Origin of the sequence: Roseococcus sp. (assembly GCF_965227005.1) — a bacterium.
Taxonomy (GTDB): domain Bacteria; phylum Pseudomonadota; class Alphaproteobacteria; order Acetobacterales; family Acetobacteraceae; genus Roseococcus.
Genome location: NZ_CBDDFJ010000037.1, coordinates 77,112 through 103,584 on the forward strand (window position 1 = coordinate 77,112; position 26,473 = coordinate 103,584).

Here is a 26,473-nt window from a genome sequence, read left to right on the forward strand (position 1 = left end):
GAAGGCGTGATTCCGGCTGCCGGAAGCGGTCGTCAGAAGATCCAGCCCAGGGCGTGGATTCCCATCCAGATCAGCGCGCCCAGGACGCAGGTCGCGAAAATGCAGCCGGCGAGCGTCAGGCCCACGCCGATGCCGACCACGCGGCTGTCGGACTCCACCACGCCCAGCGCCATGATGATGGTGCCGAAGGCCGGCGGGCCATTGGTGCCTGGGCCGGGGAGGATGAGCATGGCCGCGCAATAGACGGTCAGCCAGCCCACCAGCCGGTCGCCGACGGGGCCGGTGAAGAAGCCGTCGCGCGGCTTCACGAAGCGCTCGATGTATTTCAGCCACTTGGAGGACGAGCCGGCCAGGCGCAGCAGGTCCTCGCGCTTGATGGACTGGCGCGCGATGAAACCCGGAAGCTTCGGCTCACGCCGGCCCATGCCCATCTGCACGCCCAGGATCATCATGGGAATGCCGAAGACCGAGGCCATGCCCGGCAGCAGCGAGGGCAGGCAGAGCAGCAGGATCAGCAGGCCGAAGGCGCGGTCGCCAAAGGCCTCGCTCATCTCGCCGAGGGTGATGCGCGCCCCGGGGAACTGAGCCGCGACCTCGCTCACGATGCGCGAGATGGGCGCCAGATGCTCGTCGGGCAGGTCGGTCGGGGTATGCGCTAGTCCGTCCAAACCATATTTTCCTTTATCGGCCGATCCGAAGCGGAACCGGTCCGTGCGGAGGCTAGCGTTCTGGACGCATGAATCCAGAGAAATGTTTCGCATCCGCCGCGTAACCCGCGACGGATAACGATTTTAGGCCCGATGGGGTGGCCGTGACCACCCCAACCAGCATTACGCGCCGGTAAAGGCGGGCTTGCGCTTCTCCATGAAGGCGCGGCGGCCTTCGCGGTAGTCGGCGCTGTCGAAGCAGGCGCTCTGCGCGCTTTCGATCGCCGCCATGTCGCGGTCCGCGGCATCCGCCAGGACGGCGCGCACCGTGCGCTTGTTGGCCAGCAGCGAGAGCGGGGCGTTCACGGCGATCGTGGAGGTGATCTTCGCCACCTCGGCGTCCAGCGTCTCGGCCGGATAGAGCTTGTTGATGAGGCCCAGGCGCTCGGCCTCTTCGCCCGAGATGCGCCCGCCGGTCATCAGGATGAAATGCGCCTGGGCCGGGCCGACGAGGGAGACCAGATTGCCCACCATGTCGAAGCCATAGGCGATGCCGAGCTTGGCGGCCGGGATGCCGAACTCGCTGCCCGCACCCGCGATGCGCATGTCGCAGGACATGGCGATGCCCAAGCCCCCGCCCATGCAGAAGCCCTGGATCTTGGCGATCACGGGCTTGGGGAATTCCAGCAGCTTGCGGCGGCCGAGGCTGGTCTTCTCGTTGTAGTGCTTCTGCGCCTCGGCATCCGAGCGGCTCTTCTCGAACTGGCTGATATCGGCGCCCGAGACGAAGGCCTTGCCGCCCGCGCCTTCCAGCACGACGCAGCGGATCGCGGGATCGGCCGCGAAGAGGTCCAGCGCCTCGGCCATGCCGTCCCACATCGCGATGCTCATCGCGTTGCGCTTCTCGGGCTGGTTGAACACGATCGTGCCCACGCCCTCGGCGCTGCGCGCGAGGATCTTGCCTTCGGCCAAAACCATCTCAGTCATTCTCTAAGCTCCCAAAGCCTTTGACGCGCGCAGCGCGGAAATTTCGTCGGCAGTAAACCCGGCTTCCGCCAGGATCTCGTCGGCATGCTCGCCCAGGCCCGGCACCGGCCGCCGGATGCCGGGCTTGTGGCCCTCGATGTTGATCGGCGTGCGGACCACGCCCGCCATGCCCAGCCTGGCATGCGGCACCTGCCAGACCATGCCCAGATGCTCGACCTGCGGATCCTCGAACACTTCCTGGATGTTGTTGATCGGCCCGCAGGGAATGCCGGCCTCCTCCAGCTTCGCGATCCAGTACTCGCTCGGCTTCTGGCTCGTGACCGCGCCGATGGCCGCGTTGAGCGCGGGGCGGTCGGCGGTGCGGCCGGCGGCCGTCTTCCATTCGGGCTTCTCGAGCCAGGCCTCCTGGCCGGCCGCCTTGCAGAAGACCTCCCAGAGCTTGGGCGAGGAGGCGGCGATGTTGATCGGCTTGTCGGCGGAGGGGAAAACACCCATCGGCGTGTTCACCGGATGGTCGTTGCCCGCCTGGCCCGCGACCTCGCCCTTCTGCAGGAAGCGCGTGGCCTGGAAGTCGAGCATGAAGACCTCGGCCTCCAGCAGGCTGGTATGAACGTAGCGGCCCTTGCCGGTCTTCTCGCGCTCGTAGAGCGCCATCATCACGGCCATGGCGAGCAGGTTGCCCGCCGTCAGATCGTTGATGGGGATGCCCACGCGCATCGGCCCGCGACCTTGCTCGCCCGTGATGGACATGAGGCCGCCGAGGCCCTGCGCGATCTGGTCCACGCCGCCACGCTTGGAATAGGGGCCCGTCTGCCCGAAGCCCGAGATGCTGGCGTAGATCAGCCGCGGGTTGAGCTCCTTCAGGTCATCATAAGCAATCTTGAGGCGGTGCTTCACCTGCATCCGCATGTTCTCGACCAGGATATCCGCCGTGGCGGCAAGGCGCAGGAAGGCGGCGTGGCCCTCGGGGCTCTTGAGGTCGATGGCCAGGCCGCGCTTGTTGCGGTGCAGGTTCACGGAATCGAAATCGTCCCGCGCGCCACCGAAGCCGTCATTGTTGCCCGGCGGCTCGATGCGGATGATGTCGGCGCCCCAATCGGCGAGATGGCGCACGCAGGTGGGCCCCGCGCGGGCCAAGGTCAGGTCGAGCACGCGAAGGCCGGCCAGTGGCAAGGTTGTTACGACTTTGGCGGCGGTGGCGCTGTCATCCGGCATGGTTGGTCTCCCTTGACGACAGAAATCTACGCCGCAGGGGCCGGCGTGAACAGACGCAGCCGGACGAGGAGCTTGAAGATCGGCCCCAGCAGGAAGTTGCACAGCAGGGTGCGCGCGAGATGGAAGCCCAGCACCAGCGGCACGGCGATCCCCAGGCTGCGCGCGGTCACGCCCATTTCCGGCATGCCGCCGGGCGCCATGCCGATCATCACCGCGCCCGTGGGCAGGCCGGTGGCCCAGGCGAGGGCGACGGCCATCGCCGTGCAGGCCGCGCAGAGGGCGATCGAGGAGAGGATGGCGGCCTTCATCAACCGCCGCGAGCTCAGCAGGAATTCCAGCGTCATCCGCTGGCCCAGCGTCGCGCCCATGCCGACCTGCGCGGCATTGACCATCCATTGCGGCACACCCGAGGGCAGGACATCGAAGGCGGAGGCGACGATGGCGAGCAGGCAGGGGCCGATCATCCAGGGATTGGCCAGGCCCAGCCGCCGCAGGCCGAGCGCGGCCACATAGCCGACCGCCATCATGCCGATCAGCCCCAGCGGCTCGATGGCGAGGTGCGGCGCGAGGAAGGCGCCGCTGTCCCCGCGCGGCGCGAAGGCGGTGAGCAAGGGCGGCATGATGAGCACCACCACCAGCACGCGCATGGTCTGGGCGAGGGTGACGGGCGCGATCGGCGCGCCGGCGCGTTGGGCCAGCACCGCCATCACCACGATGCCGCCGGGGATGGTGGAGAAATAGCCGGTGTTGGAATCGAGGCCGGCCATGCGGGTGAAGATCGGCACGGTCGCGATCCCGGCCGCGATGGAGAGGAAGGCCGCCAGGATGATGACCGGCAGCTCGCCCAGCAGCGCGGCCAGAACGGGGCCGGAGAAGGTCTGTCCGAAGGTCAGCCCGATGACGAGGAGTGCGACCGGCCGGGCCACGGGCGGCACCTCCACGGGGCGCGTCCAGGAAAGGAGCGCCGTGCCGAACATGGCGCCGATCATCCAGGCCAGAGGGATATGCAGGAGGGAGAAGACGAAGCCGCCGGTGATGGCGGCGAGAAGCGTCACGAGCTGGACGACGAGGGAGCTTGGGAATGTCACGGAGAGGAAGGATCGGCGCAGTTGTGCACTGCGTCAAACTTAAGCGGAGATTCATCTGGCGTTAACAAACCCGGCGGAAAACGGCCGGATCCCGTTCGGGGATTCCCTATACGAACCCCGTCCTTGCCGAGCGGCAAATCATCCGGAGAAGAGCCGTCCATAGCCCGGGCGGGCATGCTTCACCCCGGCCAGGCGCAGGGCGTTCCACGCCATGGCGGAGGCCGCCGAGATCACCGGCTTGCCGAGGTCATCCTCGAGGGCCTGAATTGCCTCGATCGTCGGCATGCCGGTGCCGCTGAGGAACACCGCCTGCGCCTCCGGCCGGTCCACGGCCCGCGCGATGGCATAGGCGCGCTCCTCCGTCTCCTCGTAGATGTTGCGCACATGGGCCAGCGCGCCATGGCTCACCACCTCGATGCCATGCGCTTCCAGGTGCCGTTTGCCCTGAAGGGTGGTGGCTTCGGAATAGGGCGTGCCATAGGCGATCCGCCGGCAGCCGAGGAATTCCAGCGCCGCAAGCGTGCTGCCGAAGGCGGTGATGAAACGCGCGCCGGTCATCGCCTCCATCTCGGCCACCAGCGCCGCTTCGCGCGCCTGACCCAGGGTGTAGCTGGTCGCGGTATGGGCCAGGACGATCACCTGGGGCGACACCATGGCCAGCAGCTTCACCGCGGCCGGCAGGCTCGCGACCTGGCTGAGGTTGCGCTCATCCTGCCCGACATGGGTGCCGGCCGGGCCTTCCGCATGCAGGCGCGTGAAGTGCATCGAGACCCCGGGCGGGCAGAGCCCGTACATCTCGGGCTCCACCGTCGGATTTCCCGGCGGTACGAGGAAGCCGATCCGCGCGCGCCAACCCTTCATGCCGAGCCCTCCTGTTTCGCGGCCAGTCTGCACCGGCATCGCCGCGTGGCCCAGGCCGTCACACGCTGTAGGAGCCTCGCCAGCCCAGCATCGCCATCGCGCCGGAGGCGCTTGGGCTGGTTTCGTTCATGGCCACCTTCATCAGGTAACGCTCGGCCAATCGTTGGGCCTCCTTGGGGCTGTTGAGCTTGTCGAGCTTGAGGCGCGATTCCACGGCGCGCGCCTGCGTCTCCACCGACTGCACCGCGATCTCCTTGGGCAGGCCCAGCGCTCCGGTGATGACCCGTCGCAGGATGGGGTCGCCCAGCACGGCATAGACATTGCCATCCACCGCCGCCGCGCGTTCCCGGAAGATCACGGCATCGCCCAGGCCCGTCTGCTTTTCCTCCAGGTCGTTCCGCCAGCGGGCGCGCTGCAATCCTTCGTTCAGCGTCGCCTGGATCTTCGGATCGCGCAGCGCCACGATGCCCTTGGCGCCGAGTTGCAGCGCCTCCGCCGCCGCCTTCCATCGCGTGTCCGAAAGCCGGTTCACCAGGCTCTTGGGATCCGTCGGATCGGAAAGCAGCGCGCGCAAGGCGAGGCCCGGCTGGCTTGCCCCTTCCGGAATGCCCAGCGCCATGGTGACAACCTGCAGAACGCGCGGGTCCTTCAGCGCCGTCTTGATGTCCGGCGCCGTTTCGACCGCTTTCCGGAACTGATCCATCGCGCGCTTCTGCATCGGTTCGGAGGCGATGCGCGCGAGTGCCTTCGCCTCTTCGTTGGGCTGGATCGCGCGGCGCAACGCCGCAAGAGCGCCGCCGATGTCACCCATGGCTGGCCGGTTCCTGAATCTCCCGGCGCGGGACGGGCAAGGGCGGCAGGCCCAGCACTTCCTCCTCATGGCGCATCACGCGCCGCGCGATCTTCAAAGCAAGGTAGCAGTCGTCTCCCTCGGCCGCCTCCAGCGAGCGGGCCAGCATCTCGCGCACGGTGGGCGAGGTGGTCGCCTCCATGAATTCCGCGATCAGACGGCGCGCAGAGGCCAGCCCCGGCTCGCGCTCCTCGTCGCCGCCGATATAGGCCGTCTGCAGCGCGAAATAGATCCGCCGCGCCGGCGTGTTCGCGCCATCGGGCGCCATGATCTGCTTGCCGAAGAGGAAGCGGGCCTTGGCCGCCAGCTCGATCCGCGTCCGGTTGCGGAAGCGGATCGGCGCGCCATTGACCACCATGAGGTCGCCCTGACGCAATTCCAACACGAGCGTGGACATCTTTTTCCCCTGAAAATTCGAACCGGACGGCGTGCCGCTGCCGCGACCGGCGAGCGCCCTCCTGGCGTCGTGCCGTGCCTCCGGCGGCGAGGTCCTTCCCGCCGCATCTGCATCCTGTCGCATGGAGGTTAACGCCGCTTGAAGATGGCGGGTCATCGCAGGAAGTTTGCGAGGTTCAGATCGCTCAGCGCGCCGATCGCCCGATAGCTCGCATCCAGCGTCGTCTTCGTGGCCTGCAGCAGCGACAGCGTCTGAGCCATGTCGACATACTGGATGTCGGAGAGCTGGCTCTCCAGCACGCTCGAGAGCTGGGCATGCCGCTTCTGCGCCGAGACCATCCGCGCCTCGACATGGCCGAGCGCGCCGGCCTCCTCGCCCAGCGCGGCCTCGGCCGAACCGAAGCCGTCGCGGATGGAGGTCACGAGCTTGTCGAATTCGAGCGGGTCGTTGGCCATCTGGTCGGGCGTGAGGGCCGCGAGGCTCATCAGGTTCCGCATCATGTCGCGCGCCCAGCTCCCCGTCGTCTCGCCGGAGCTGATCGCCTCGGCATTGCCATTGGCCTTGATGCCATAGCCGATGATCTCGCCATCGCCGGAGGGAACGCCGCGCCGGGCCTCGCGGCCGCCCGCGGGCAGCGTCTCGTCCGCCGTGAGGAAGCCGGAGAAGGGCGTGACGCCGGCGGCCGTGCTCTGCGCGACCCCCTTCGTCGCGGCTGAGACCGTGGCGGCATCCGTGGCGGCCAGATTGCCGATGGCCGCCGCGACGTCCTGCGCCATCTGCCCGGTCGCGAGCTTGTCCGGATCGGGGATGGGCGGGCGCGTGAAATCCGTGCCGCCGAAGAGATACTCGCCCGCATGCTGCGTGTTCAGCAGATGCGCCATCTCGGTCAGCGCGGCGCGCGCCTGGGCCTGCACCGTCTTCAAGGAGTTGGGATCGGCGCTGGTGATCCGCTGCGTCACCGTCGAATGGAAGTCCCGCGCGATTTCCGTCAGCCGCCCCAGCGCCCCCTGCATGATTCCCGTGCGCCCCTGCGCCTGGCCCATGGAGCGGGTATAGGCCTCGCGCCGGCCGACCTCTCCGCGCAGCGCGACCAGCCGCGAGACCTCGGGGCCGAGGTCGCCGAGATTGGGGGAGCGAAGCCCGTCCGCGCTCTGCCGGGTCAGCGTGGCGAGGCGCGTGCGCAGCACCGCCGTCTCCCGCGCGACGCTTCCCAGAAGGTCGATGGTCATGGGTCAGCTCCCCAAGCGGGACGATGCGAATCCCGGGACAGGAAAAGCGAGCGCATCATGGCTAGCGTCCGACGCCCTGGAGCGATTCCCACATCTGCTGCGCCGTGCTCATGACGCGCGCATTGGCGGCATAGGCGTTCTGCAGCTTGATGAGGTTCGCCACCTCGGCATCCGGATCCACGCCGGACTCCCGCTGGAAGCGCGCATCGAGGCCGGCCTTGAGCGCTTCCGCGCGTGTCCTGGCCGAGGTGGCCGCGGCGCGATCGGCGGTCTGCGCCGCGGTCAGCGTGCCGGCATAGGCCTCGATCGAGCGGGCCGGGATGAAGGGCGAGCTGAGGCTGCCATCGGGGCCGAGCCCGCTCGACGGGATGGAGGCCCAGTTCGTGCCATCGCGCACGGTCTCGCCGAGGCTGTGGTCGATGATGCGGTCGAGCAGGATCGCGAAGCCGGAGGGTCCATTGGCCGGATTGGTGGTGAAGGCCGTCGCGCCACCGGGCGTATCGGGCACGTCCTGCGTGCCGTCGCGCAGCAAGGCGGGGTTGGCGACGACGGCGGTGTTGACGCGGATCTGGTTCGCGAAGCCGATCTGCCCGCCAGCGGGATCGGCATAGCCCAGCGCAACGTCCGGTACCTGGCCCGAGCTGCCGGTGAAGAGCGTCAGCCCCTGCGCGGCGAAGCGGCTGGCGAGCTGCGCGGCGGCGATGTCGAGCTCGGCCTGATAGCGCGGCAGGGTGGTGTCGCGCAGGTTGATGTATTCGCCGAGCTTGCCGCCCGTGAGCTGCCGCGTGATGTCCACGCCGCCCATGGTGATCGCCGGAATGGAGCCGCCCGCGCCGTAATAGGAGGCGGGCCCGACCGAGGCCATCTGCGTGGAGAGCGCGTCGCCTGTGCTGTCCAAGGGCAGGCCGAGCCCGCCCTTGGTGACCAGGACGAGTCCGCCATCCGGCTGGTGCAGAGCCTGCACCGGCAGGCTCTCCGAGAGCTTCGTGAGCAGCAGGTCGCGCTGATCCTCGAGGTCGCCGGTCGGCAGGCCGCGCACCGTATCGCCCTTGATGAGCGTGGTGAGCTCGAAGATCTGGTGGAGGCTGGCATTGATCTTCCGTACCTCTTCGAGGACGCCGTCCTGGGCCTGCTGCCGCGCATTGCCCACGGCGCCGGCGATGTCGTTGAAACGCGCGGCCACTGTCACCGCCGACTGCGCGGCATCGCGCTGAAGGCCCGTATCGCCCGGCGCGCCGCGCAGGCTGGTGAGGCGGGCGCGCAGGGCGGCGATGGTGTCGCCGAGACTGTCGCCGGAATCGGTCGTGCCGTGCACCGCCTCAATGCCGGAGAGCAGTCGCTCGCGCACGGCGGCGCCCGCGGCTTCGCTTGCGCGCAGATTGCGCTCGGCGATCAAGGCCGAATCCACATAGCGCTGCGCCTCGCCCAGCCTGACGCCGAGCGGCATGCCATTGGCCGTCACCGAGACGGCGGTGGCCGATTTGCGCGTATAGCCCGGCGTCTCGGCGTTGGTGATGTTCTGCGCGACATTGGCCAGCGCCCGCTGGGTGGCCAGCAGCCCGTTCCGCGCGATGCCGAAGGCGAGGTCAAGGCTCATAACCGGGTCACCCTATCGAGGATCGTGAAGGAAGCGATGTCGTCACCGCTTCATGTTGATCGTGTCCTGCAGCATCTCGTCGGCCGTGGTGACGACGCGCGTATTGGCCGTATAGGCGCGCTGCGCGACGATCAGCTTCGTGAACTCGGTGCCGATGTCGACGTTGGATCCCTCCAATGCGCCGACGACGAGCTTGCCCACGCCATTCGTCGCGGCATCCGTCACCTGGGCCTCGCCACTCTCGATGGTCCGCATGAAGGCCTGGCCGTCGAGCCGCTGGAGCTTGTCGGGATCGCTGAAGGAGACCAGCGGCACGCGCGCGATCACACGGGATTCGCCGTTGTCGTAATTCACCGCGATGTCGCCGTTCTCGCGGATCGAAAGGCCGGAATAGGAGCCGGGCGGAACGCCGTTCTGGTGCAGCGTGCGCAGCGAGAAGTCATTGCCCGCCTGCTGCGTCATCCCCTGCGCGATGCCGTAGCGCCCCATGTCGAGGTTCATCGTCTGCGGACCCTGGCCGAAATCCATCGTGAAGCCGAGCTGCACGGGGGTGTTCGCCGTTCCGGTCACGCCGTCTAAGCTCAGGATCGTCCCGTTGGGACCGAAGGTGATCGGGATGCTGACCGGTCCGGTCGAGGGATCGGGCGAGATGCTCATCTGCCAGCTGTTCGCCGGCCCGGCCACGGGCGGCGGGCCCGCGCTGCCCGGCGTCTGCGCGAAGGTCAGCGTCAGCGCGTGACGCTTGCCGAGCTGGTCATAGACCTGCGCCTGCGTGCTGTAGCTCCGCGCATCGCCCGGTGTGGCCGGCGGATCGAACGCGGGAAGATTTGCGGAGATCTCGATGTTCGAGGTCGCGATCGGATTGAAGACCTGCTGGCTGACGCGCACCGGATCCAGAGTCGTGCGGTCCACGACGCCGTCGGAATTCACCGGCCATCCCTGCAGGTAATAGTTGGACCCGTTCACGAGATAGCCGTCGCGATCCATCCGGAAATCGCCGGAGCGCGTGTAGAATTGCCGGTCATCGAAGCTCGGCAGCCCGTTCGAGGAGCCGCGCGCCATCGCGACCGAAAAGAAGCCCTGGCCACCGATGGCGAGGCTGAGCGGGTTGTCGCTCTGCTCCACCGTCCCTTGGAAGGAGTTCGTATAGTCCGGCCGCGCCATCACGGAGCCGGGCGCATGCATGGTCTGGCTCGACTGCGTGACGAGATTGGTGAAGTTCGTATCGACGCGCTTGTAGCCGGAGCTCTGGCTGTTCGCGAGATTGTCGGAGATGTGGCCGAGCGCGCGCGACTGCGCATTGAGCCCCGAGATCGCCGTGGTCATCGCACCGAACAGGGACATGGGAAGAGCCTCATCGCCAGGAACGCGCCCCGGGGCATTCCGGGTCGGATCGGGCGACGCATGCGGCGTGCCAGGGATTCGCGGCGGTTGGGCCGGCAGGGATTGCCGGGCGCCGGCGCGGATTGCCGGATGAGGGGCCTGCGCTGCCGGGCGCGGCCCTTCAGCGGCTGGCCCGGACCTTGCGAAAGCGCGCAGGCCGGGCATGACGCCAGGCGCCGCGAGAGATCTGCCATGGAAGCCACCCCGATCACCGCGCCGCTGGCGACATCGGCCGTGACGAAGGCCGGAGCCGCGCCGGAGGAAGCGGAAGGCGAGGGCGGCTTCGCGGCCGCGCTGATCCGCAGCCTCGCCACTGTTAAGGAGCCGGGACCGGTGTCGGAACTCCCGACCGCGACGGTCGCCCCGATCGTGACGCCGATCCCGGCTCCAGCGCCTCCCGTCCAAGAGGCCATCGTGGTGCCGGCATCGATCGCGACACAGGCCGCCCCGACGAGCGGCGAGACTTCGGCCGATGGGCCGGAAACCGAGGAAGAGCCCACGACTGGGAAGGAGCCCGCGGAGGCGGCTAGCGAGGCCCCTGTGCCATCGCCCCTGCCGCCGCCCAACGCCCCAGCGCCACACCCGGGCAAGGCGCAGGCGCGCGCGACCTCCGCGTCCGCCGAAGAGGAGCGCGACCAGATTGGCCCGGTTCCGCCGCAGCTCCCGTCGCCCGAGGCATCCATCATGCTGCAGCCGTCGGCGAGACTGGCCGTCCCGATCACGGGCGGCGCGCCGGAATCGGAGCGACCTTCGCCGCCAGCAAGTCCAACCGGCAGCATGGCGCGCCCGGGTCCACCGCTTCCACCGACGGCGGAACCGATGCCCGGCGCGACCCCGCCAGATTCGACAATCCTGCCCAAAGCCGAGGCGCACGACGCCCGTGTTGGCGAACGTCAGGCGCCGCCGCCGGCGATCGCGGCCGACGTGCCGTTGCAGGCCGCGGCGCTCCAGGCCCCCCAGCGCCTCGTCGTCGCCGTGGGGCCGGCGCCGGCTGCCGCCATGCCCTCGCCCGTGCGGCAGGTATCGACCGTCGCGGTGGCGTTGGCCTTCGCGCCGGGTGGCAGCAATGGCTTCCGCCTGTCGCTGGAGCCCGTCGACCTCGGCCGTGTCGACATCCATGTGCAGCGCGACGGCGACAGCCATAGCGTCCGCGTGACGGCGGAGCGGCCGGAGACGCTGGCCCTGCTCCAGCGCGACCGGCAGGAACTCGACCGGGGGCTCGCCGAGGCAGGGCTGCGGGTGGATCCCGGCGGCATCGAGTTCTCGCTCGGCGGCGGGGCCGATGACGGCTTCGGACCCGGCGGCGGCGGGGATCAACGTGGCGCGTCCCGCGGCTCTCCCGGCGGCCCGGCCGGCTTTCCGGTCGTGAAGCGCGAGGCGCCTCCTCCTCGGCTTTCGCGCAGCCTGCTCGACCTGCATATCTGACCGAAAGGAACGCCTGCGATGAGCGGCACGATCAGCGGTACCAATGGCACGGCCGCGAACCGGGCGAGCACCAGCCCGACCACGGGTTTCGGGGCCGATTTCAACACCTTCCTCACCCTGCTGACGACGCAGCTGAAGAACCAGGACCCCACCAATGCGATGGATCCGAACGAGATGACGCAGCAGCTGGTGCAGTTCGCGGGCGTCGAGCAGCAGCTCAGGGTGAACACGAATCTCCAGACCCTCATTTCCGTGCAGCAGGGCTCGCAGCTGGTCAGCGCGGCGCCGCTGATGGGACGCAGGGTCGAGGTCGAGAGCGACCAGCTCTCCCTGCAGGGCGGCCAGGCGACGCTGCGCCTGCCCGCGGCCGGTGATGCCAGCCGCGTGGGCATCGGTGTGCTGGACGCGCAGGGCAATCTCATCCGGTCGGGGGAGGTCAATCTGGGCCGTTCCACCACCGACTGGACCTGGGACGGGCGCGACTCCACGGGCGCGCAGCGGGCGGACGGGGCCTACCGCTACGTGCTGCTCGGCGCCACCGCCGGCGGCGCGGAAGTGACGGTGGCCGGCAGCGTTCTGGCTCGGGCGACGGGCGTTCAGCGGAGCAACGGCGAGGTGCGGTTGAATCTCGGATCGCTGACGGTGGCGTTCGACAAGCTGCGTGGGGTCGTCGAGGGAAACTGAAGTTCTGAATCGTTGCGCGCGTTAACCCTACCGAAAGAGGTCCGGCGGCAAGTTCTGCCCAGGGCGCAGGATGCGCTCGAGGAGAAATTCATGCCGCCTTGCCATGCACGATGCCCGGAGGGACCGTGCAGAACCTGATCGGGCAATTGCGCGGCCTCGGGCGCTTGCAGCTGGGCGCTCTGGCGGGCGTGGGTCTCGGCGTGTTGGGGCTGATCGCCTGGCTCGTGTTGCGGGCGGGAACGCCGCCCATGGCCTTGCTCTACGGCGATCTGGAAACGCGCGATGCCGGCGCGGTGGTGGCGGCGCTCGATCGTCAGCGCGCGTCCTACCGGCTGGCTGGCAATGGCACGCAGGTGCTGGTTTCCGCCGAGGACGTGCCGCGGCTGCGCCTATCCCTAGCGCGCGAGGGACTGCCGGCCGGCGGCTCCATCGGCAATGAGATCTTCGATCGCGGCGAGAGCCTGACCACCACGCCCTTCCAGCAGGAAATGAACCGCCTCCGAGCGCTGGAGGGCGAGCTCGCAAGGAGCATCCGTGCGCTGCAGGGCGTGCGCGCGGCGCGCGTGCACCTGGTCCTTCCGCGCCGCGAAGCCTTCTCCCGCGAACGTGCCGAGGCCCAGGCGAGCGTGCTGCTCACCATGCAGGGCGTGCAGCGGCTGGATCGCGAGGGCATCCAGGCGGTGCTGCATCTGGTGGTCACGGCCGTGCCCGCCTTGCGCCCGCAGAACGTCTCGATCGTCGACAGCCGTGGGGAGCTCCTGGCGCGAGGCGGCCAGCCTTTGACCGGACCCGCCGGAGCGCAGACGCAGGACGAATTGCAACGCGGGCAGGAGGCGCGACTGGCGCGCGGCGTGGAGGAGATGCTCGAGCGGGTGCTCGGCCCCGGTCGCGTTCGGGCCGAGGTGGCGATGGAGATGGACTTCGATCGCGTGGAAACGCGCGAGGAGCGTTTCGACCCAGACAACCAGGTGGCGCGCAGCACCCAGTCCACGACCGAGAATAACCGCAGCCAGGAGCCCTCCACCGTCAGCGTGGGCAACAACCTTCCTGGCTCGGAGACGCCGGGCGGGGGCACCGGCAACACGGAGAACCGCCAGGAGGAGACGACGAACTACGAGATCGGCCGCTCCACGCGCAACGTGCTGCGCGAGCATCCGGTGGTGCGCCGTCTGACCGTGGCCGTGCTGGTGGACGGTATCGCCGAACCCCGGGCCGATGGACCGCCGACATTGCGCGAGCGCACGCCCGAGGAGCTGGCGCGCATCTCGGGGCTGGTACGCAACGCCGTCGGCTTCAACGAGCAGCGGGGGGATCGCGTGGAGGTCGTCTCCATGCGCTTCGCCGAACCTTTGGAGGCGTTGCGCGAAACCGGGCCATTGGGCCTCGACATCTCCCAGGCGACGCTGGCGCGGCTGCTGGAAACGGCGGTGATCGGATTGTTGATCGTGCTCGTGCTGCTGCTCGTGGCGCGGCCGGTGGCGCGGAAGCTGGCGATCTCCATGAATCCGATGCCGGCATTGGCGGGGGCTGGAGGCGGGACCGTCCCACTCGACGCGCAAGGTGCGCCGGTCGGGATTCCGGGCGACGCGCCGGCCATGCTGCCGTCCGGCGTTGAGCCGGGATCGGAGGAGGAACGCATGATCCATCTGGCCCATGTGCAGGGGCGGATGCGCGCCTCGTCCATCGCGCGGATCACGCAGCTCGTCGATGAGAATCCCGACCAGGCGTTGCAGGTCGTGCGCCGCTGGCTCCTGCCGGAGGAGGAAGGATGAGCATCACGCGATCCCTTCGCGGACCCCAGAAGGCGGCGGTGCTGATGCTGGCGCTGGGCGAGGAGCATGCCGCGCGTCTCTTTTCGCGGATGCATGAGGACGAGATCCGCGATCTCTCCGCCGCCATGGCGCAGCTCGGCACGATCACGGCCCAGACCGTCGAGGATATCTGCGACGAGTTTTCGAGCCATCTCGGCAAGGCCGGCCATCTCGTCGGTTCCTTCGAGAGCACCGAGCGCCTGCTGCTCAAGACACTGCCGCGCGACCGTGTGGCGCAGATCATGGAGGAGATCCGCGGTCCCGCGGGACGTACCATGTGGGACAAGCTCGGCAATGTGAACGAGACAGTTCTCGCGAACTACCTGAAGAACGAATATCCGCAGACCGTCGCCGTGGTGCTGACCAAGGTGAAGCCCGACCACGCCGCGCGCGTGCTCTCGATCCTGCCGGACGGCTTCGCGATGGAGGTCGTGATGCGCATGCTGCGCATGGAGAACGTGCAGAAGGAAGCGCTCGAGGGCGTCGAGCGCACGCTGAAGATGGAGTTCATGTCGAACCTCGCGCGCTCCACGCGCCGCGACGCGCATGAGATGATGGCCGAAATCTTCAATGGCCTCGATCGCCAGGCCGAGGGCCGGATCATGGCCGCGCTGGAGGAGCGCAATCTCGAAGCGGCGGAGCGCATCCGCGCGCTCATGTTCACCTTTGACGATCTGCGCCGCCTGGATCCGCAAGGCCTTCAGGTGCTGCTGCGCGCGGTCGAGAGGGAGAAGCTGACGCTCGCGCTGAAGGGCGCGGCGGAGGAGATGCGCGAGCTGTTCTTCCGCAACATGACCGAGCGCGCGGCCAAGCTGCTGCGCGAGGACATCGCGGCCCTGGGGCCGGTGCGGCTCAAGGATGTGGACGAGGCACAGGCCGCGGTGGTCGCCGCCGCGAAGGACCTTGCCTCTCAAGGACAAATTCAGCTCTCGGAGGGCAAGGATGACCAGCTTGTCGAATAGCGCCAAGGGGAACGGCACATGAGCGATCCGATGGATTTCGAAGCGACGCCGCCCGGCGCATCAGCGCCCATCGAGCGACCGCAGATCCAGCGTGATCTGGAGGCGGTCTACGACATCCCCGTCCAGGTCAGCGCCGTGCTCGGCCGCGCGACGATGCAGGTGAGCCAGCTGCTCAAGCTCGGCCGCGGCGCCGTGGTGGAGCTGGACCGCAAACTGGGGGAGGCGGTGGACATCTACGTCAACAACCGCCTCGTCGCGCGCGGCGAGGTGGTGATGGTGGAAGACAACCGCCTCGGCATCACCATGACCGAGATCGTGAAGGCGGATCGCGGGATATGACGCGGCTGCTCATCATCGGCTCGCTCGCCGGCGAGCTGGGTCAGGCGGCGCGGATCGCGAATGCGCGCGGGGCGTCCTTGGCGCAGGCGGATGGCGTGGTCTCGGGCCTCGGGCATCTGCGGGGGGAGGGGGCTGACCTCGTCCTGGCGGAGGTGATCCACGACCTGCCCTGGATGCTGGAGCGTCTCGCCGAAGAGCGGATTGTAACGCCGGTCATCGCCTGCGGGATGGATGCCGATTCCGAGGCCGTGCTGCGCGCCATTCGTGCCGGCGCCCGCGAATTTCTGCCCCTGCCGCCGGATGCGGAGCTGATCGCCGCCATGCTGGAGGCCGTCACCGCAAAGGACGGCGCGCCCGTTTGCCGCGATCCGGCGATGCGCGCGCTGCTGGCCCGCGCGGAGCAGCTCGCGCGCTCTGAGGCTTCGGTGCTCGTCACGGGCGAAAGCGGCACGGGCAAGGAGGTCCTGGCGCGCCATATCCACCTCGCTTCGCGCCGCGCGCGCGGTCCCTTCGTCGCGTTGAACTGCGCGGCGCTGCCGGAGAACCTGTTGGAGAGCGAGCTCTTCGGCCATGAGAAGGGTGCCTTCAGTGGCGCGGTCGCGGCCCGCAAGGGAAAATTCGAACAGGCCGAACGCGGCACGCTGCTGCTGGACGAGATCGGGGAGATGGATCCGCGCCTCCAGGCCAAGCTTCTGCGTGCCATTCAGGAGCGCGAGGTGGATCGGCTTGGCGGGATCCAGCCGGTGAAGATCGATGTCCGGATCCTGGCCGCGACGAACCGCGACCTGCCAGCTGAAGTGCGTGCGGGCCGGTTTCGCGAGGATCTCTACTTCCGCCTTAATGTGGTGGAGCTCCGCATCCCGCCGTTGCGCGAGCGTGGCGGCGACATCCTTCCGCTCGCCGCGTATTTCGCGACGCGCTACTCGGCGGCGAATGGACTGCCCGACCGCCCCATCGCGCCGCTCGCGACGGTGCGGCTGATGGCGCATCCCTGGCCCGGCAATGTGCGCGAGCTGGAGAACGCCATGCATCGCGCGGTGCTGCTGGCCTCCGGCCGGGAGATCGACCTGGAGGCGATCGAATTGGCGTCGATGGGCGATGCGCCGATCTGCGAAGCGGTCGCACCCGCCCCTGGCCTTCCGGCGCAGCCCGCCATCGCCGCGCTGGTCGGCCGGCGCATGGAGGAGGTGGAACGCGAGCTTATTCTCGAGACGCTGGGGCGCTGCCTCGGCAATCGCACGCGCGCGGCGGAGATCCTGGGCATTTCCATCCGCACCATGCGCAACAAGCTGGCCGAATATCGCGGCCAGGGCCTGACCGTGCCGCCCGCGCCGGGGCAGATGCCTGACGCATGGAAGGTCGCATGAAAGCCATCGCGCTCCTGCCCTGGCTCACGGGGCTGCGCGTCTCCTCGGAGGGGGCGCTGGTCCTGGGCGTCGTCCTGGTTCTGGTGATTCTCATCGTGCCGCTGCCGGGCCCGCTGCTCGATGCCGTCTCGGCCATCAACATCACCGCCTCCGTGCTGATGCTGATGGTGACGCTGCTGCTGACCCGGCCGCTCGACTTCCAATCCTTCCCTCAACTGTTGCTGATCACCACGCTGTTCCGCCTCGGCCTCGATGTCGGCACCACGCGCGCCATCCTGGCGAGCGGTCATGAGGGGCCGGAGGCGGCGGGCGCGGTCATCGCCACCTTCGGTCGCTACCTGATGGGCGGCGATATCCTGGTGGGGATGATCGTCTTCGCCATCCTGCTGGTGGTGAACCATGTCGTCGTCTCCAAGGGCGCGGGCCGCGTGGCCGAGGTCGCGGCGCGCTTCCACCTCGACGCCATGCCCGGCAAGCAGATGGCCATCGACGCGGATCTCAATGCCGGCACGATCGACGAGCACCAGGCGCGCGAGCGCCGCCGCGATCTCCAGGAGGAGAGCGGGTTTCATGGCGCCATGGACGGCGCTGCGAAGTTCGTGAAGGGCGATGCGGTCGCCGGGTTGATCTCCACCTTCATCAACCTGCTGGGCGGCCTCGCGATCGGCGTGGGACGTCACGGCATGGGCTTCATGGACGCCGTCGAGACCTATTCGATCCTCACCGTGGGCGACGGGTTGGTGGGCCAGATCCCCGCGCTCCTCGTCTCGGTGGCCGCCGCGATCATCGTCACCAAGGCGGCGCGCGAGGAGCAGGCGGACCAGCTCATGGCGCGGGAGCTCGCGGGCTGGAAACCGCTCGCGATCGCTGCGGCCAGTTCGCTCTTCCTCGGGATGGTGCCGGGCATGCCGCTGCTGCCCTTCCTGATCGCGAGCGGAGCCACCGGCGCGGCGGCCTGGTTCCAGCGCAAGGCTGCGATGGTTCCGCCGCCGGAGCCCGACACACCGCCCACCGTGCCGACCGAGCCCGCCGTCTCGGAAGCCTTGCGCATGGATCTGCTGCGGCTGGAGCTCGGCTATGGCCTGCTCTCGCTGGCCTCGGGCGAGGCGCCGCGGCTGACGGAGCAGATCCGCGGCCTACGCCGGAGCATCGCGCAGGAGATGGGCTTCGTGCTGCCCTCCGTCCGCATTCAGGACAATCTGGATCTGCCGCCGGACACCTACATCCTGCGCGTGAAGGAAATCGAGGCCGCGCGCGGCGTGCTGCGCCCACCCCTGCATCTCGCGATCAATCCCGAAGGCGGCACGCCCGATATCCCGGGCGAGAAAACCACCGAGCCCGCCTTCGGGCTGCCCGCGCTCTGGATCGAGGAGAAGCTGCGTGACGAGGCGCTCATGCGCGGCTGCACCGTGGTGGATTGCGCCGGCGTTCTGGCGACGCATCTCACCGAGGTCGTGCGCGAGAACATGAGCGAGCTGCTGTCCTATAGCGAGACGCAGAAGCTCCTCGACGAATTGCCCAAGGAACAGCAGAAGCTCGTCTCCGACCTCATCCCGACGCAGGTGAGCGTCGGCGTGCTGCAGCGGCTGCTCCAGGCGCTGCTGGCCGAGCGCGTCTCCATCCGCGATCTGCCGACCATCCTGGAAGGCTTGCAGGAAGCAGCGACGGCCAGCCTGCGCGCGGTGCCGCAGATGCTCGTCATCGTGCGCATGCGCCTGGCCCGTCAGCTCTCGGAGGGTGCGCGCGGGCCGCAGGGCTATGTGCCACTGGTCACGCTCTCGCCGGAATGGGAAGTGGCTTTCGGCGAATGCCTCACAGGTCCCGCCGAGGATCGCCAGCTCATCATGGATCCGGGCCGCCTACAGGCCTTCATGCAGCGCCTGCGCGACGTGCTCGACGCCCAGGCGGCACAGGGCGAGCATGCGATCCTGCTCTGCTCCGGCGCGCTGCGGCCGCATCTGCGCGCCATCGTCGAGCGCTTCCGGCCGAGCACCTCCGTGCTCTCGCAATCGGAAATCCATCCGCGGGCGCGGATTCGCACGCTCGGCAGCATCTGACGCATGCGGCTTCGCGTCTTCCGGGCTCGCAATGCCTCCCTCGCCATCGCGGCGGCGCGCGAGGCCATGGGCGAGGAGGCCGTCGTGCTGGGCACGCGGCGCGTGGGCGGCGGGGTGGAGCTCACCGTCGCCTGGGAAGCCGTCGAGCCTGAGCTGATCCCTCCGGTCGCGACCCCGCGCTTCGAGCTCGCGCGGCACAACCTGCCACCGGCGCTGCGCTTCGCGGGCTCGGACCTCGCCGAGGCGCTGGCCGCCCGGCTGGACTTCGCGCCGCTGCCGCTGGAGCGCCCGATCCTGCTCGTCGGCCCGCCTGGCGCGGGCAAGACGCTGAGCTGCGCCAAGCTCGCCGCGCGCGCCGCCATGGCAGGGCAGTCGCCGCTCATCGTCACGGCCGATGGCGCGCGGGCGGGCGCCGTCGAGCAGCTTGCCGCCTTCACGCGGCTGCTTGGGCTGACGCTGGCGGTGGCCGCACAGCCGGAGGTACTGGCCAAGGCGCTGCAGGCGCGCCGGCCCGGCCAGCCGGCCTTCATCGATGGCTTCGGCTGCGATCCCTTCGACGCCGCCCAGGCGGAGCTCCTGCACCGGCTGGCCCAGGCCGCGGATGCCACGCCCGTGCTGGTGCTCCCGGCAGGTCTGGACGCCGAGGAATCGGCCGAGCTGGCGCGGGCCTTCCATCTCCTTGGCGCGCGGCACTTGCTGCCCACGCGTCTCGACATGGCGCGGCGGCTGGGCGGCGTGCTCTCGGCCGCGGCTGCCGGGCTGGCGCTGACCGAGGCGGGGATCGGCCCGCAGGTCGCGGCGGGGCTGCAACCGCTGACCGCCATCTGGCTGGCCGGGCGTCTGGTCGCTGGTCCTCAAAGGGAGACCTCCGCATGCTGATCGCCATCGCCTCCGGCAAGGGCGGCGTGGGCAAGACCTGCATCGCCATCGGATTGGCCCATGCCTTGGCCGAGGCGGGACGGAAACCGCTGCTGGTGGATGGCGATCTCGGCCTCGCCAATGTGGATGTGCAGCTTGGCCTGCAGCCGCGGCTCGATCTCGGCGATGTCCTGGCGGGGCGGTGTGGCATCGGCGAGGCGGTGCTCCGCCATCCTGCCGGCTTCGACGTGCTACCGGGCCGCTCGGGCTCGGTCGAGCTCGCGGCGATGAATGGGGCGCTGCTGGTCCGCCTGTTGCGGGAGCAGGCGCGCGCCATCGTGCTGGACCTCGGCGCCGGGCTGGGTGCGGCGCAGCGGCAGCTGGCGGCGGCGGCCGACGAGCTGGTGGTGGTGGCCAATGAGGAGCCAACCAGCCTTACCGACGCCTATGCCGTGCTGAAGCTGCACCACCGGGATGCGCCCTTCGGGAGGGCCGGCGTCGTGGTGAATCTGGTGGCGCAACTCGGCCAGGCGCGGAAGGTCCATGCGGCGCTGGATTCGGCCTGCCGGAATTTTCTGGGAACCGCTGTGCCGCTGCTGGGCGCGATCCGCCGCGATCCCGGAATTTCGGCTTCCATCCGCGCGCAGACGCCGCTGCTGACGCGCCATCCCGCCGGCCCTGCCGCGCAGGATCTGCGGGCCTTGGCGGCGCGGCTCATGGCGCAAGCCGTTCCGGCCTGAGCCGGCATCATGGGCTGCGCGACCGGCGATCGGCCGCGCAGCCCATCAAAGAATCAGTCCTGCCACTTCACCTTGTGGAACGGCGCCGGGATGAGCAGCTTGCTCTCCTGCGTCGCGATGAAGCCGCGCACCTTGCCCAGATAATCGAGCCAGGCCTGGTCGGCGAAAAGCTTCGTCCGGCGCTCGGCGCGCTCGGCGAGGCTTTCATAGGCCCACATGTGGATCACTTGGTTCAGCGGCCCGAACTCGGTCGTGTAGTAGCCGACCAGACGGCCCAGGATGGGTTTCTGGATGGCGAGGCCCTCGGCCGCATAGGCCTTCACGTAATGGCCGATCTGGCCCGGATGCATGGTGTAGATGCGTTCTTCGACGATCATGGCGTGTCCCCTTCGACGGCGCGGAGGCTACCGCGACCCTGCCGCCGAGGGAAGGTGAGCGCTCTCAGCCGCTGGGCGAGAACTCCGCCTGGTTCAGCCCGGCGAGGAAATGCCGCGACCAGCCGCTGGCCCCGGCCTGGGCGAGGGTGTCGAAATCCATTCGCCAGCGCTCCTGCCGCTCGGCCAGGGGCATGCTGAGCGCGAAGTCCAGCGCCTCGGCGATCTCGTCGGGATCGTTCGGGTTCACCTTCACCGCGCCGTTCATCTCGCGCGCCGCGCCGGCGAATTGGGAGAGGATGAGCACGCCCGGATCCTCCGGCGGCTGGGCGGCGACGAATTCCTTCGCCACCAGATTCATCCCATCGCGCAGCGGCGTCACCAGAGCGATGTTGGAGATGCGCAGATAGCCGGCGAGGGTGCGCCGCGGAATCGGCCGCGTGGTCCAGCGCAGCGGCACCCAGTCCACCTCGGCATATTCGCCGTTGATGCGGCCCACGAGCTCATCCATCTCGCGCCGCAGCAGGCGATACTGCGCCACTTCGCCGCGCGAGACCGGCGCCACCTGCAGGAAGGTCACGCCGCCGCGATGCTGCGGATAGCGCTTGAGCAGATCGGCGAAGCCGAGCACGCGCTGCGGCAGGCCCTTGCTGTAGTCCAGCCGGTCCACGCCGAAGATCAGCTTTCGGTTGGCAAGGCTTTGCCGGAAGCTCTGCGCGTCCTTGCGCCCGGCCGCCGCCTCCGCCGCGCGGGCAAAGGCCTCGGCATTGATGCCGACCGGGAAGACGCCGACCGGTGTGCTGACCTCCTGCTGCTGCAAGGCGTCGGTGAGATGCGCGGCATCCTCGTCCGTCTGCACGCCGATCAGATCGATGGCCTGGAGGTCCCGCAGCAGCGCCGCGGCGCGCGGCAGGGCGGCGAAGAGGGCGGGCGGCGGGAAGGGGACATGCAGGAAGAAGCCGATCTTCTGCTTCGCGCCCAAGGCGCGCAGGGCCGCGGCCAGGGGGAACAAATGGAAGTCGTGAATCCAGATGGTGTCGTCCTCGCGCAGCAGCGGGACGAGCTGTTCGGCGAAGCGGTGGTTCACGTGGCGCCAGCCCTCCTCCTCCGCGCGGCGGAACTGCGCGAGGCCGAAGCGGTAATGCAGCAGCGGCCAGAGCATGCCGTTGCAGAAGCCCGTGTAGTACAGCCGATGCTCCTGCGCCGTGAGATCGATCAGCGCGTGGGTGCGGTTGCCGGAGGAGCTCAGGCGCGGCTCCTGCCGGTCGGAGGTTTCGCCGGACCAGCCGAACCACAGCATTTCGCGCCGCTTCACGGCCTCCTCAAGCGCAACCGTGAGGCCGCCGGCCATGGGGCCGGATTCCCTCAGCGGTGCGACACGGTTCGAGACGATCACCAGACGCGCCAAGAGCTCACCTCCCGATGGCAGGGGCGGCGCATGGCGCCAGGGAACCGGGCGGCCGTCATGCCGGGCAACCTGCCAGCAGCGAGGTCAGCCAGCTGCGGACGGCCTCCGGAGCGGGAAAGTCCTCGGGAACGCGGAAGCCGAGACCGCCCAGTTCCCGCGCCGCGGCGATGCCGTCCTCGTCGGTGACATCGTCGCCGATGAAGATGGGCAGGCGGCCGGAGAAGGGCGGCTCGTTCATGATCTGGCGCACGGCCACGCCCTTGTGAATGCCGCGCGGGCGGACCTCCCAGGCCATGGAGGCGCGGAGGATCTCGAATTCCGGCGCGCCGCGCAGGAGGTCGGTCAGCAATTGGAAGGCGGGATCGCCGAGATCGGGGGCGAGCCGGTAATGCAGCACGAAGCCGGCCGGCTTCTCCTCGAAGACCATGCCTTCATGCCGGGCGGCGAAGGCCAGCGCGGTCTTGCGCCAGGATTCCGGCGCGCTCGGCGCGGCCGCTCGGCGGGCGACGCCGCCAGGAACGACGCGCATGACGGCGCCATGTTCGGCGCAGACGGGCAATTGGAGCGGCGCGAACAGCGCCTCGACATCCACCAGCGCGCGGCCCGTCACGAGCGACACCGCGCCGTCCATCGCGGAGAGCAGCGCCGCGAGATCGATCCGAAGCGAGCCGGGAACCACGACCTCGTCCGGCCGCGGCGCGAGGTTGATCAGCGTTCCGTCAACGTCGAGGAGAAGCGCCCCGCGCGTGAGGACCTCCCGCGGGCTGGGGAGAGCGCGCGGGTCTTTGAACGACATTTCCATGGCCCCACCCTAACCATTGGGGGAAGCCTGGGTTGCGCCGTGCTCGATGAATTATCAGGATTATTTCGTGACGAAGGCTTTTTCGAGCGCATAGCTGCCGGGAGCGTGGTTGTTGCCCTCGACGAAGCCGCGCGCCTCGAGCAGGGCCTTCACGTCGGCATTCATCGCCTCGCTGCCGCAGATCATCACGCGGTCGAAGGCGGGATCGAGCGGCGCGACGCCGGCCTGGCGCTCGGCATCGCCGGATTCCAGGCGGGTGGTGATGCGGCCCTGGACGGGGAAGGGCTCGCGCGTGACGGCCGGGGCGTAGATCAGCTTCTCGCTGACCATCTCGCCCAGCAGCTCATGCTCGCGCAGCTCGCCGGTGATGTAGTCGCGATAGGCCAGCTCCTTCACCTCGCGCACGGTGTGGGAGACGATTATGCGGTCATAGCGGTCGTAGATCTCGGGGTCGCGCAGCAGCGACATGAAGGGGGCGAGGCCGGTGCCGGTGGCCAGCATCCAGAGGTTCCGGCCCGGCAGCAGATTGTCGGGGATCAGCGTGCCCACGGGCTTGCGGCCGATCAGCACCCGATCGCCCACCTGGATGTGCTGGAGGCGCGAGGTCAGGGGGCCGTTCTGCACCTTGATCGAGAGGAATTCGAGATGATCCTCCCAGGCGGGGCTCACGATGGAATAGGCCCGCACCAGCGGCTTGCCGGCGACCAGCAGCCCGATCATCGCGAACTGGCCGGAGATGAAGCGCAGGGACGGATCGCGCCCGCATTTGAAGCTGAAGAGGCTGTCGGTCCAATGATGGACCCAGGTGACTTCGGGCGCGAAGAAACCGGGCGGGGCGGCAACGATGGGGTCGACGGCGATGTCCATTTTGCGGTTTTGGGGTGGGTGACGTTGCAGCGCAAGAAGAAGAAGATGCACGCATGAGAGATTTTCAGCCACCGCATGACCCGCATACCAACCCGCCCGTCGGGCCCCTGGTCGATCCCACCCCCCGGCCCCTGCCGGCGCGCGTCCCGCATAAGGGCCGCAGCGTCGATCTGGAGCCGCTCCATATCCGCCACGCGCCGGATCTCTGGCAGGCGGCCCAGGCCGATCTGGCGCCCGAAAGCTGGGCCTATATGGGCTACGGCCCCTTCACGGACGAGGCGGCGATGCGCAGCTTCGTGGGCAATTTCGCGACGGCGCATGATCCCACGGTCTGGGCCGTGCGGCCGCACCGGTCGGGGACGGTCGATGGCTGGCTCTCGCTCATGGAGATCAGCCCGGCCAATGCGCATATCGAGATCGGCAATATCTGGTTCAGCCCGCGCATGCAGCGCAGCCGCGCCTCCACCGAGGCCATGTACCTGCTCATGCGCCACGCCATGGACGACCTGGGCTACCGGCGCCTCACCTGGAAGTGCAACGCGCTGAACGCGCCCTCGCGCAGCGCCGCCGCCCGGCTCGGCTTCGCCTATGAGGGCACGCTGCGCGCCGTGCTGACCATCAAGGGCCGGCGGCGCGACACCGCCTGGTTCTCGATCCTGGAGGACGAATGGCCCGCCCGGCGCGACGCCATCGAGGCCTGGCTGGACGATGCCAACTGGGATTCGAACGGCCGCCCCAAGGCCTCCCTGGCGCGCTGAAAACCTTACGCGGTGAAAATTAAACTGGAGTCATTTGTCGGATAAATGTAGCATTGCGGCAATATTACACGAATGGGAGGTTTGCCGTGAGCTACATCGAATACGGCGATCTGTTCGCCTGGGCCCTGATCATCGGCGGTGGCGCCTTCGCCGTGTCGCACCGATGGATGCCGGTCGGCGCCGCGGTGGGCGCGGGCGTCCTCGCCGCCCTGGTGACGAAGTCGATCCTGCTCGAACTGGTTTGACGGGATTGCAACCGGACTGTCAGCCCGCCGTCATATCGGGCTGATAGGCCGCGCTCTCCATTCGGAGGGCCTTTGCCCATGCGTCATTTCCTGCTCGCCACCATCGCCGCCGTGGGCCTCGCGCTCCCGGCCGCCGCCGAACAGCGCTTCGAGGCGCGCCTCGTCGGCCATGCCTTCCTGCCGGCCGCCACCTTCGCCGCGCCGCCCGCCTCCGCGCCGCCCGGCTTCGCCGTCTCCGGTCGCTTCGCCGGCGCCACCACCGACCGTGTGGCCCGCCCCGGCAGCGTGATGGGCAATACCGGCCCCGCCTATGGCAGCCGCGACACCGGGATCTCCCTTCCCTTCCAGGGCCAGCCCATCCAGGGCTTCTCCGGCATCAAGCCGGTCGGTGACGGCAGCTATTGGGTGCTGACCGATAACGGCTTCGGCGCCCGCGCCAACAGCCCCGACTCCCTGCTGATGTTCCACCGCCTCCGCCCCGACTTCGCGACCGGCGGCGTCGAGGTGATGCGCACCATCTTCCTCAGCGATCCCAACAGCGTGGTGCCCTTCCGCATCACCACCGAGGGTAGCAACGAGCGCTTCCTGACGGGCGCCGACTTCGACCCCGAGAGCATCCAGCCCCTGGCGGACGGCACCTTCTACATCGGCGAGGAATTCGGCCCCTATCTGATGCAGGTGGATGCCGAGGGCCGCGTGATGCGCATCGTGGAGACCCGGCTCGAGAACGAGGTGATCCGCTCGCCCGACCACCCGTCCCTCGGCGTCCCCGCGACGCCGGCCGGCACCGTGGCGTTCCGCGCGCGGCGCTCGGGCGGCTATGAGGGCATGGCGCTGACGCCGGACGGCCAGACGCTCTGGGCGATGCTGGAACAGCCGCTCTTCGCGGCCGGCACCGACCGTGCCGAGGGCAATTTCCTGCGCGTGATGGAGTTCAACGTCGCCCGCGCCGAGTGGACCGGCCGCAATATCCGCTTCCAGCTCGCCGAGGGCGCGACCGCCATCGGCGACTTCAACTTCATCGACGCGACGCGCGCCCTGGTCATCGAGCGCGACAACGGCCAGGGCGATCCGGGCCTGGAGTGCCGCGAGGGCCAGCGCCCGCCGGCCTGCTTCGTCCAGCCGGCCCGCGTGAAGCGCATTACCCTGGTGGATTTCAGCCAGATCGACGCCAACGGCTTCGTCCGGAAGGTCGGCTATATCGACCTGATGGCGATGCAGGATCCCGACAACCGCGCCCGCCTGCGCGGCGACCTGCCGGCGAATGCCCCGGCCGGCCGCTTCACCTTCCCGTTCTTCACCATCGAGAACGTGGCCATGGTGGATGCGGACCACATCATCGTGGGCAATGACAACAACCTGCCCTTCAGCGCTGGCCGCCACCTGACGCGTGCCGACGACAACGAGCTGATCCTGCTGCGCGTGCCGGAACTGCTCCGCGCGCGCTGAGGCTCACCCGATCGCCGGGCGCGTCCCACGGTGGGTGCGCCCGGCCCAAATTCCGGGGCACGCCCTCTCCCGG

26 protein-coding genes are annotated in these 26,473 nt (G+C 69.0%); 12 read left to right on the forward strand and 14 right to left on the reverse strand.

Going from position 1 to position 26,473, the window contains the following annotated elements; genetic code table 11:
• Nucleotides 1-32 precede the first annotated feature (32 nt).
• The 10 genes from ACO057_RS20075 to flgE all read right to left on the reverse strand — a co-directional run bounded on the left by ACO057_RS20075 (nt 33) and on the right by flgE (nt 10,215).
• Complete coding sequence (locus tag ACO057_RS20075) at nt 33-668, reverse strand: exopolysaccharide biosynthesis protein (protein ID WP_421994783.1); 636 nt, start codon at nt 666-668, stop codon at nt 33-35.
• Nucleotides 669-830: 162 nt separating this feature from the next.
• On the reverse strand, nt 831-1,634 hold the full coding sequence (locus ACO057_RS20080; RefSeq protein WP_421994785.1) for an enoyl-CoA hydratase: 804 nt from the start codon (nt 1,632-1,634) through the stop codon (nt 831-833).
• Between the two features lie 3 nt (nt 1,635-1,637).
• On the reverse strand, nt 1,638-2,849 hold the full coding sequence (locus tag ACO057_RS20085; protein WP_421994787.1) for a CaiB/BaiF CoA transferase family protein: 1,212 nt from the start codon (nt 2,847-2,849) through the stop codon (nt 1,638-1,640).
• A 26-nt stretch (nt 2,850-2,875) separates the two neighbouring features.
• Entirely contained in the window at nt 2,876-3,937 is a 1,062-nt protein-coding gene (locus ACO057_RS20090) for an AbrB family transcriptional regulator (protein ID WP_421994789.1), read from the reverse strand.
• Between the two features lie 138 nt (nt 3,938-4,075).
• Nucleotides 4,076-4,798 (reverse strand): maleate cis-trans isomerase family protein, encoded by a 723-nt coding sequence (locus ACO057_RS20095; protein ID WP_421994791.1) that lies wholly within the window; start codon nt 4,796-4,798, stop codon nt 4,076-4,078.
• A gap of 58 nt (nt 4,799-4,856) precedes the next feature.
• Nucleotides 4,857-5,609: a DUF1217 domain-containing protein gene (locus tag ACO057_RS20100; RefSeq protein WP_421994793.1), complete on the reverse strand. Its 753-nt coding sequence runs from the start codon at nt 5,607-5,609 to the stop codon at nt 4,857-4,859.
• Nucleotides 5,602-6,045 (reverse strand): flagellar biosynthesis repressor FlbT, encoded by a 444-nt coding sequence (locus ACO057_RS20105; RefSeq protein ID WP_421994795.1) that lies wholly within the window; start codon nt 6,043-6,045, stop codon nt 5,602-5,604. Before ACO057_RS20105 ends, ACO057_RS20100 begins: the two co-directional genes overlap by 8 nt.
• 152 nt (nt 6,046-6,197) lie before the next feature.
• Nucleotides 6,198-7,274 carry a flagellin gene (locus tag ACO057_RS20110; protein ID WP_421994797.1) on the reverse strand — a complete coding sequence of 359 codons (1,077 nt, stop codon included), beginning with the start codon at nt 7,272-7,274 and terminating at the stop codon, nt 6,198-6,200.
• Between the two features lie 61 nt (nt 7,275-7,335).
• Nucleotides 7,336-8,871, reverse strand: a complete 1,536-nt coding sequence (locus ACO057_RS20115) for a flagellar hook-associated protein FlgK (RefSeq protein ID WP_421994799.1) — start codon at nt 8,869-8,871, stop codon at nt 7,336-7,338.
• A 42-nt stretch (nt 8,872-8,913) separates the two neighbouring features.
• The gene (gene flgE, locus ACO057_RS20120; protein WP_421994801.1) at nt 8,914-10,215 is read right to left on the reverse strand and encodes a flagellar hook protein FlgE; all 1,302 of its coding nucleotides are present in this window, start codon (nt 10,213-10,215) and stop codon (nt 8,914-8,916) included.
• A gap of 231 nt (nt 10,216-10,446) precedes the next feature.
• Between flgE and ACO057_RS20125 the strand changes: the two genes are divergently transcribed.
• From ACO057_RS20125 to ACO057_RS20165, 9 genes are all read left to right on the forward strand, one after another.
• The gene (locus tag ACO057_RS20125; protein WP_421994803.1) at nt 10,447-11,679 is read left to right on the forward strand and encodes a flagellar hook-length control protein FliK; all 1,233 of its coding nucleotides are present in this window, start codon (nt 10,447-10,449) and stop codon (nt 11,677-11,679) included.
• Nucleotides 11,680-11,697: 18 nt separating this feature from the next.
• Nucleotides 11,698-12,363, forward strand: a complete 666-nt coding sequence (locus tag ACO057_RS20130; RefSeq protein WP_421994805.1) for a flagellar hook capping FlgD N-terminal domain-containing protein — start codon at nt 11,698-11,700, stop codon at nt 12,361-12,363.
• A 125-nt stretch (nt 12,364-12,488) separates the two neighbouring features.
• On the forward strand, nt 12,489-14,135 hold the full coding sequence (fliF, locus tag ACO057_RS20135; protein WP_421994807.1) for a flagellar basal-body MS-ring/collar protein FliF: 1,647 nt from the start codon (nt 12,489-12,491) through the stop codon (nt 14,133-14,135).
• Nucleotides 14,132-15,136, forward strand: coding sequence for a flagellar motor switch protein FliG (fliG, locus tag ACO057_RS20140; RefSeq protein WP_421994809.1), 1,005 nt, complete (start codon nt 14,132-14,134; stop codon nt 15,134-15,136). Before fliF ends, fliG begins: the two co-directional genes overlap by 4 nt.
• A 30-nt stretch (nt 15,137-15,166) precedes the next feature.
• The gene (fliN, locus tag ACO057_RS20145; RefSeq protein WP_421995548.1) at nt 15,167-15,475 is read left to right on the forward strand and encodes a flagellar motor switch protein FliN; all 309 of its coding nucleotides are present in this window, start codon (nt 15,167-15,169) and stop codon (nt 15,473-15,475) included.
• Nucleotides 15,472-16,842: a sigma-54 dependent transcriptional regulator gene (locus tag ACO057_RS20150; RefSeq protein WP_421994811.1), complete on the forward strand. Its 1,371-nt coding sequence runs from the start codon at nt 15,472-15,474 to the stop codon at nt 16,840-16,842. Before fliN ends, ACO057_RS20150 begins: the two co-directional genes overlap by 4 nt.
• On the forward strand, nt 16,839-18,899 hold the full coding sequence (gene flhA, locus ACO057_RS20155) for a flagellar biosynthesis protein FlhA (protein ID WP_421994813.1): 2,061 nt from the start codon (nt 16,839-16,841) through the stop codon (nt 18,897-18,899). Before ACO057_RS20150 ends, flhA begins: the two co-directional genes overlap by 4 nt.
• A gap of 3 nt (nt 18,900-18,902) precedes the next feature.
• A complete protein-coding gene (locus ACO057_RS20160) occupies nt 18,903-19,778 on the forward strand; it encodes a GTP-binding protein (protein ID WP_421994815.1) in 876 nt (291 codons plus the stop codon).
• Nucleotides 19,772-20,497: a P-loop NTPase gene (locus ACO057_RS20165; protein ID WP_421994817.1), complete on the forward strand. Its 726-nt coding sequence runs from the start codon at nt 19,772-19,774 to the stop codon at nt 20,495-20,497. Before ACO057_RS20160 ends, ACO057_RS20165 begins: the two co-directional genes overlap by 7 nt.
• A 53-nt stretch (nt 20,498-20,550) precedes the next feature.
• Here ACO057_RS20165 and ACO057_RS20170 read toward each other — a convergent pair whose 3' ends face one another.
• From ACO057_RS20170 to ACO057_RS20185, 4 genes are all read right to left on the reverse strand, one after another.
• Nucleotides 20,551-20,874, reverse strand: a complete 324-nt coding sequence (locus tag ACO057_RS20170; protein ID WP_421994819.1) for an NIPSNAP family protein — start codon at nt 20,872-20,874, stop codon at nt 20,551-20,553.
• A gap of 64 nt (nt 20,875-20,938) precedes the next feature.
• Nucleotides 20,939-22,279: an alpha,alpha-trehalose-phosphate synthase (UDP-forming) gene (locus tag ACO057_RS20175; RefSeq protein ID WP_421994821.1), complete on the reverse strand. Its 1,341-nt coding sequence runs from the start codon at nt 22,277-22,279 to the stop codon at nt 20,939-20,941.
• A gap of 55 nt (nt 22,280-22,334) precedes the next feature.
• Nucleotides 22,335-23,075 (reverse strand): trehalose-phosphatase, encoded by a 741-nt coding sequence (gene otsB, locus ACO057_RS20180; protein ID WP_421994823.1) that lies wholly within the window; start codon nt 23,073-23,075, stop codon nt 22,335-22,337.
• Between the two features lie 66 nt (nt 23,076-23,141).
• Nucleotides 23,142-23,948: a ferredoxin--NADP reductase gene (locus tag ACO057_RS20185; RefSeq protein ID WP_421994825.1), complete on the reverse strand. Its 807-nt coding sequence runs from the start codon at nt 23,946-23,948 to the stop codon at nt 23,142-23,144.
• 53 nt (nt 23,949-24,001) lie between these two features.
• Between ACO057_RS20185 and ACO057_RS20190 the strand changes: the two genes are divergently transcribed.
• The 3 genes from ACO057_RS20190 (at nt 24,002) to ACO057_RS20200 (ending at nt 26,400) form a co-directional block, all read left to right on the forward strand.
• Nucleotides 24,002-24,706, forward strand: a complete 705-nt coding sequence (locus ACO057_RS20190) for a GNAT family N-acetyltransferase (protein ID WP_421994827.1) — start codon at nt 24,002-24,004, stop codon at nt 24,704-24,706.
• A gap of 86 nt (nt 24,707-24,792) precedes the next feature.
• Nucleotides 24,793-24,951: a hypothetical protein gene (locus tag ACO057_RS20195; RefSeq protein ID WP_421994829.1), complete on the forward strand. Its 159-nt coding sequence runs from the start codon at nt 24,793-24,795 to the stop codon at nt 24,949-24,951.
• A 78-nt stretch (nt 24,952-25,029) separates the two neighbouring features.
• Entirely contained in the window at nt 25,030-26,400 is a 1,371-nt protein-coding gene (locus ACO057_RS20200) for an esterase-like activity of phytase family protein (RefSeq protein ID WP_421994831.1), read from the forward strand.
• Nucleotides 26,401-26,473: the final 73 nt, after the last annotated feature.